This window comes from Flavobacterium kayseriense (assembly GCF_014305095.1).
Classification (GTDB): domain Bacteria; phylum Bacteroidota; class Bacteroidia; order Flavobacteriales; family Flavobacteriaceae; genus Flavobacterium; species Flavobacterium kayseriense.
Genome location: NZ_JACRUI010000001.1, coordinates 1,450,250 through 1,456,699 on the forward strand (window position 1 = coordinate 1,450,250; position 6,450 = coordinate 1,456,699).

7 protein-coding genes are annotated in these 6,450 nt (G+C 33.9%); 1 reads left to right on the forward strand and 6 read right to left on the reverse strand.

Annotated elements, in window-relative coordinates; genetic code table 11:
- Nucleotides 1–22: 22 nt before the first annotated feature.
- The gene (locus tag H8R22_RS06320; protein WP_187008413.1) at nt 23–934 is read left to right on the forward strand and encodes a glutaminase; all 912 of its coding nucleotides are present in this window, start codon (nt 23–25) and stop codon (nt 932–934) included.
- Between the two features lie 131 nt (nt 935–1,065).
- On the opposite strand, the gene H8R22_RS06325 is transcribed toward H8R22_RS06320, so the two are convergent.
- The 6 genes from H8R22_RS06325 to thrS all read right to left on the reverse strand — a co-directional run bounded on the left by H8R22_RS06325 (nt 1,066) and on the right by thrS (nt 5,365).
- Complete coding sequence (locus H8R22_RS06325; RefSeq protein WP_187008412.1) at nt 1,066–1,281, reverse strand: hypothetical protein; 216 nt, start codon at nt 1,279–1,281, stop codon at nt 1,066–1,068.
- A 253-nt stretch (nt 1,282–1,534) separates the two neighbouring features.
- On the reverse strand, nt 1,535–1,819 hold the full coding sequence (locus H8R22_RS06330; protein WP_187008411.1) for a hypothetical protein: 285 nt from the start codon (nt 1,817–1,819) through the stop codon (nt 1,535–1,537).
- A gap of 218 nt (nt 1,820–2,037) precedes the next feature.
- Nucleotides 2,038–2,382, reverse strand: a complete 345-nt coding sequence (gene rplT / locus H8R22_RS06335) for a 50S ribosomal protein L20 (protein ID WP_026708677.1) — start codon at nt 2,380–2,382, stop codon at nt 2,038–2,040.
- 148 nt (nt 2,383–2,530) lie between these two features.
- Nucleotides 2,531–2,728 carry a 50S ribosomal protein L35 gene (rpmI, locus tag H8R22_RS06340; RefSeq protein ID WP_022827375.1) on the reverse strand — a complete coding sequence of 66 codons (198 nt, stop codon included), beginning with the start codon at nt 2,726–2,728 and terminating at the stop codon, nt 2,531–2,533.
- Nucleotides 2,729–2,844: 116 nt separating this feature from the next.
- Nucleotides 2,845–3,402, reverse strand: a complete 558-nt coding sequence (gene infC / locus H8R22_RS06345; RefSeq protein WP_394336299.1) for a translation initiation factor IF-3 — start codon at nt 3,400–3,402, stop codon at nt 2,845–2,847.
- Nucleotides 3,403–3,418: 16 nt separating this feature from the next.
- Nucleotides 3,419–5,365 (reverse strand): threonine--tRNA ligase, encoded by a 1,947-nt coding sequence (gene thrS, locus H8R22_RS06350; protein WP_187008410.1) that lies wholly within the window; start codon nt 5,363–5,365, stop codon nt 3,419–3,421.
- Nucleotides 5,366–6,450: the final 1,085 nt, after the last annotated feature.

Here is a 6,450-nt window from a genome sequence, read left to right on the forward strand (position 1 = left end):
CTGATTTATATAAATTCAAATAATGCAGTACCAAGATATTTTAAAAGAAATACAAGAAGAATTACTGGATTTTTCTTCATTAGGAAATGTCACCACAACGATTCCTGAACTAGCCAAGATTGATCCAAACAAATTTGGCATTCATCTTACTACAATAGAGGCAAAGGATTTTGGTATTGGTGATAGCCAAGAACGATTTTCTATTCAAAGTATATCAAAAGCATTAACAGTTGCGTTAGCCTTTTCTTATCTAGACGAAAAAGTATGGAAAAGAGTAGGTGTTGAGCCTTCTGGTACGGCTTTTAATTCTTTGGTACAATTAGAGTATGAAAAGGGAATTCCTAGAAACCCTTTTATAAACTCAGGCGCTATTGTTATTGCTGATATGCTAGTTTCTTGCTTAGCAAATCCAAAGGAAGATTTTTTACAATTTATAAGAAAGATTTCAGGAAGTAATACAATCGATTATAATATAGCTGTCGCACAATCAGAAAAAGATAATGGTTTTAGAAACGCTGCATTAGCTAATTTCTTAAAGTCATTTGGAAATATTGATAACAATGTCGATGATGTTTTGGACTTCTATTTTCATCAATGTTCAATCGAAATGAACTGTCAAGAACTAGCGCATTCTTTTTTCTTTTTTGCTAATGAAGGAGAGACTAAAGATGGGAATAAGATTTTGACAAAAAGTCAAGTAAAGAGGCTTAATGCCTTAATGCAAACTTGTGGCTTTTATGATGAATCTGGAGAATTCACCTATAAAGTAGGATTGCCAGGTAAGAGTGGAATCGGTGGTGGAATTGTAGCATTATACCCTAAGGTTTTCGTAGTTGCAACCTGGTCTCCAAAATTAAATAAGAAAGGAAATTCAGAGTTGGGAATGCATGCATTAGAGGTATTAACGACTAAAACTGGGATGTCTGTTTTTTAAATTAGTTTAGATCTTATAGGAGGTCGTATTCTGTTATACAAATAATTTTTATTGTTTATTTTTCGTACTTATATTGTCACGTATTTGATATGAGTTTAATTTACATTATGGTTATTAGTGGAAAAAGCAGTTTATTCTTCAATATGTAACTGATACAAATATCCATATTCATCTGTTGCTATGAGTCTATTTTTATTCGCTGACCATTCAGCAATGATCTCTATCTTGCTTTTGTCTATTTTAGTCAAGGACCCAAATCCTGCTTTACCCTCAAGAACTACTTCCCCTGTAACTAAATTGCCGTCTTCATCAGTTCCTGAAACAGGATAGTTTTGTTGACCTTTCATTTTATCATTTTTTATTTTTCTTCCGGTAATCTTGAAGTCGATGACTTTTTTTTTGTGGAATTCTTGATTTTCTTTAGCATTATAATGATGAGGCGTAAGTGAGTGATAACCTTTTTTGTCAACACAAGATATTGTAGCCACTAAAATGTTGAGGGTAATAATTATGATTTTATATGAGTTCATTACTATTAGGATGTACCTTGATTTTTGATTTGGTCAGTAATTAGGAATGCTTGGATTTACGTAGTTGGTTTCATTTCTTAATCCAATTAGTAGCAATCCAGTCTGCTATTTTCTCTTTATCTGTTTCGTTCTCTAGTTCTGTATGCTGTAGTAAAGCTTCTACCTTCTGAAAGCTAGTTTTTGTTTTTGGAACTTTGTACTTGTTTAGAAACTGGTTGCAAAATTGTAAAACTTCAAGTTCTACTATTTTGTCAATAGTAGTACAGTTTTGTGGTGACTGTAACTCTTCATTTTTACTTTTTTCATTTTTGAAGTAGCCTGCATAAGCTAAGTCTTCAGTAGTAAATTTGTACATCGTTTATCTTTTATTTGTTAACGAGGCAAATTTAAATGCAATTTTGTTGACTTAATTACGGTAAACCATAATCAGTCTAATTTTTTTAATTTTTTTTTGTACAGCTTATTTTAGTAAAGTTTGAACTTAATTGTTATATGTATTCCAAAAAAAAATCCCAATCGTTAGATTGGGATTTTTCTATAAGTAAGTAATCTTAAATTGAGTTGATAAAACGTTTATTTTACTTTATTAAGTATTGCTTTGAAAGCTTCAGGGTGGTTCATAGCCAAATCTGCAAGAACTTTACGGTTCAATTCGATATTGTTCTTTTTTACTTTACCCATGAACTGTGAATAAGACATTCCTTCCAATCTAGCTCCAGCGTTAATACGTTGAATCCATAATGCTCGGAAATTTCTTTTGTTCACTTTTCTGTCACGGTAAGCGTAGCACATTGCTTTCTCTACCGCATTCTTAGCAACTGTCCAAACGTTTTTACGTCTACCAAAGAAACCTTTGGCTTGCTTCATTATTTTTTTTCTTCTTGCTCTTTTAGCAACTGAATTTACCGATCTTGGCATAATTTTTATGTTTTTTTTGTAGCAGGCGGCTTGAATTGAATCAAAAGCACTTAATGGCCATACTCCAAGGTTATTTTAAATTGTTTTAACCTAAAGAAATCTATAAGGTTTAGTCTCAATACTTAATTCTTAAGACCCACTCCTTTTATTAGATAATTCTTAATTGTTGTTTGATACTTTTCATATCTGTTTTGTGAACTAACGCTGAGTGTGTCAAAGCTAATTTACGTTTTTTAGATTTTTTAGTCAAGATGTGACTTTTAAAAGCATGCTTTCTTTTAATCTTTCCAGAACCAGTAACTTTAAATCGTTTCTTGGCGCTAGATTTGGTTTTCATTTTAGGCATTTTTTCCTAGTGTTTTAATTTATTCTTACTTACTTATCTTATTTATTCGTAAAGTTTTTAAAGTCTTAAAGTCGAAAGTTGAGTACTTTTAACTTTAAGACTTTTGACTTTCAGACTTATTTTTTCTTTTTAGGAGCAATGAACATAATCATTCTCTTTCCTTCAAGAACTGGCATCGCTTCTACTTTACCAAATTCTTCTAAATCTGTAGCTAATCTCAATAATAAGATTTGTCCTTGATCTTTATAAATAATAGAACGACCTTTAAAGAATACAAAAGCTTTTAGCTTAGCACCTTCTTTTAAGAATTTCTCAGCGTTCTTTCTTTTAAATTCATAATCATGCTCATCTGTCTGAGGTCCAAAACGAATTTCCTTGACAGTAACCTGTGTAGATTTAGCTTTCAAGACTTTGTCACGTTTCTTTTGCTCGTATACAAACTTCTTGTAATCCATGATTTTACAAACTGGCGGTTCAGCATTTGGTGAAATTTCAACTAAATCTAGTTCAAATTGATCCGCTAAACGTAAAGCTTCCGAAAGTTTAAAAACTCCAGGCTCTATGTTCTCACCTACAAGACGTACTTCTTGCACTCCACGAATAAGATTGTTTATTCTGTGGGCATCCTTTTTTTCTACGCGAGGTTGGTAACCTCTGTTGCTTCTTATTGCTATGACTTTATAATTTAAGTTAAACTGTAAATACTTTTAATGTTTTTTTGATTTCTTCGTTCACTATAGTAGCGAATTCTTCAATCGTAACGGTAATATTGCCTTTTCCTTCTTGGCCATGTCTACGAATAGAAATAGTGCCATTTTTCTCTTCCTCTTCACCTACAATTAGCATAAACGGGATTTTTTGCATTTCGGCATCCCTAATTTTCTTACCAATAGTTTCGCTTCGGTTATCAATCAGCCCGCGAATTTCGTGATTTTCTAGCAAATCTAAAACTTTTTTGGCATATATTTCATATTTCTCACTCAAAGACAATATAATAGCCTGTTCAGGCATAAGCCACAGTGGGAAATTTCCTGCTGTATGTTCTAAAAGTATGGCTATAAAACGTTCCATAGAACCAAATGGCGCTCTGTGAATCATCACTGGTCTGTGTAATTCATTGTCAGATCCTTTATATGTTAAATCAAAACGTTCCGGTAGGTTGTAGTCTACTTGAATTGTTCCTAATTGCCATTGTCTACCCAAGGCATCTTTTACCATGAAATCTAACTTTGGTCCGTAGAAAGCGGCTTCGCCATATTCGATTACAGTGTTTAAACCTTTGTCAGCAGCCGCATTGATAATTGCATTCTCAGCTTTTTCCCAATTTTCATCAGTACCAATATACTTTTCTCTGTTCTCTTTATCTCTTAGTGAAATTTGAGCTGTAAAATTTTCAAATCCTAATGAACCAAATACATAAAGTACCAAGTCGATTACTTTCTTGAACTCCTCGTCTAATTGTTCTGGAGTGCAAAAAATATGTGCGTCATCCTGGGTAAATCCGCGTACGCGTGTCAAACCATGTAGTTCTCCACTTTGTTCATATCGGTATACGGTTCCAAATTCAGCATAACGTTTTGGTAAATCTTTGTATGACCATGGTCTTACATTATAGATTTCGCAGTGATGAGGACAGTTCATTGGTTTCAGCAAAAACTCTTCCCCTTCATGTGGGGTGCTTATCGGTTGAAAACTATCTGCACCATATTTAGCATAATGTCCAGAGGTAACATATAACTCTTTCTGACCAATGTGTGGGGTAACCACTTGCTCGTAACCAGCCTTCTTTTGTGCTTTTTTCAAGAACTGCTCTAAACGTTCTCTCAATGCAGCTCCTTTTGGTAACCATAATGGCAAACCTTGACCAACTTTTTGAGAAAAAGCAAATAATTCTAATTCCTTACCTAGTTTTCTATGATCTCTGCGTTTTGCCTCTTCAAGTAATGCAAGGTATTCAGTTAAGTCTTTCTGTTTTGGGAATGATGTTCCATAAACACGAGTCAATTGCTTATTCTTTTCGTCTCCTCTCCAGTAAGCACCAGCAACACTCATTACTTTCATAGCCTTGATGATCCCTGTATTAGGAATATGACCACCGCGACATAAATCAGTAAATGTATCGTGATCGCAAAACGTAATCGTTCCGTCTTCAAGATTAGTGATCATCTCTGTTTTGTAAACATTGTCTTTGTAAATCTCTAATGCTTCTGCTTTAGATACTGGACGCAAACTAAATTCGTGCTTACCGCGTGAAATTTCGAGTACACGATCTTCTATTTTTTTAAAGTCTGCCTCAGTGATTTTATGCTCTTCAAAATCTACGTCATAATAAAACCCATTAGCAATTGCAGGTCCAAGAGTCAATTTGATACCAGGGTACATTTCCTCAAGAACTTGTGCCATCACGTGTGAAGTCGAATGCCAAAATGCTTTCTTACCACCTTCGTCATTCCAGGTATATAAAACAAGACTACCATCCGTTGTCAAAGGAGTGGTTGTTTCAATGGTGGTCCCATTAAATGATGCCGAAATCACGTTTCTAGCAAAACCTTCGCTAATGCTCTTAGCCACCTCCATCGGAGTCACATCTGCTGCGTACTCCCTAATTGACCCATCGGGTAAAGTAATCTTAATCATTGTTTATTAATTTAAGACTGCAAATATAAACCATTACAAAAACACATCCAATATATATGTAAGGATTGTTTCATTATTATTGGGTTACGGTTAGGTTTATTATAAATAGTATTGGTATTGATAGGTAGGGGGTTTTTCAGGAGCTTATTCCTGCTATTCGTTTCAATCTTTTATGGGAGAAAGAATTCCCATAAAAGGATTTCCACTGCTATCAGGGCTAGGGTAGTGGTAGTTCTATATACATCTTTTTCATAATACATAAGTAAATCATCGTACAGGCGGCTAAAATTGTATTAATAAGCCATCTTAATGTATAGTACAGTTTATCATGAGTAAATAAGATCAGAGTGTGTTGTTTGGTAAAACTTAACCCCTCAAAAGGACTACCTCATATATAGGAGAGAATAGTATGTTGTAATATAGCTTCTATTTGCTGTCTACAACATTCCAAATCAAGATTGGTCTAAAAGCGCTAGCACAAATCATATAGTATACAGTTTCGATACTGTATCGAGTAGAAACGAATAAGCGCACTACGAACCAGTAATCTGCAAAAATCCGTTTAATCAGCGTTGCAGCTTTCTCAAGCTAGAAAACCTACTCGATATGTATTAACTCCACGATCACTTGCTGCTTAATCATAATCAGACAAAACAATCCACGATAATTAATAGTCATAACAGCTATATATAGGACAAGGTATCGTTATTAAGCCAAACAAAGTTCATCTACATCTGCTACAACCACTAATTGGTCAAAACTCGCATGATCTACGTGCCCATACCTATTAATAGCTCCATTATCCAAGTATAACTCTAGCAAAAATCTATATACCCGCACAATAATCAATACTTTTTTCTTACAAACGTACAAAACAGCAAATTTCCACTAACTGTAATAATATTGTTTTTCAGTCTGTTAAAACCAAGATTAAAAAAAGATTAAAAAAAGTGTGTTGTAAAGTATTGTTTACCGGTAAAGACTCAGTACTTTTGCACCCGCAACAACGATTACGTTCACTGACACACTGGCAAGCATTACTGATATATAGGATAAAATTTCTTTTAAATAATTATCAAAAAAAG

Coding starts and splice junctions, on each gene's coding strand:
- H8R22_RS06320 (WP_187008413.1), top strand. CDS start 23: ATGCAGTACCAAGATATTTTAAAAGAAATACAAGAAGAATTACTGGAT.
- H8R22_RS06325 (WP_187008412.1), bottom strand. CDS start 1,281: ATGAAAGGTCAACAAAACTATCCTGTTTCAGGAACTGATGAAGACGGC.
- H8R22_RS06330 (WP_187008411.1), bottom strand. CDS start 1,819: ATGTACAAATTTACTACTGAAGACTTAGCTTATGCAGGCTACTTCAAA.
- rplT (WP_026708677.1), bottom strand. CDS start 2,382: ATGCCAAGATCGGTAAATTCAGTTGCTAAAAGAGCAAGAAGAAAAAAA.
- rpmI (WP_022827375.1), bottom strand. CDS start 2,728: ATGCCTAAAATGAAAACCAAATCTAGCGCCAAGAAACGATTTAAAGTT.
- thrS (WP_187008410.1), bottom strand. CDS start 5,365: ATGATTAAGATTACTTTACCCGATGGGTCAATTAGGGAGTACGCAGCA.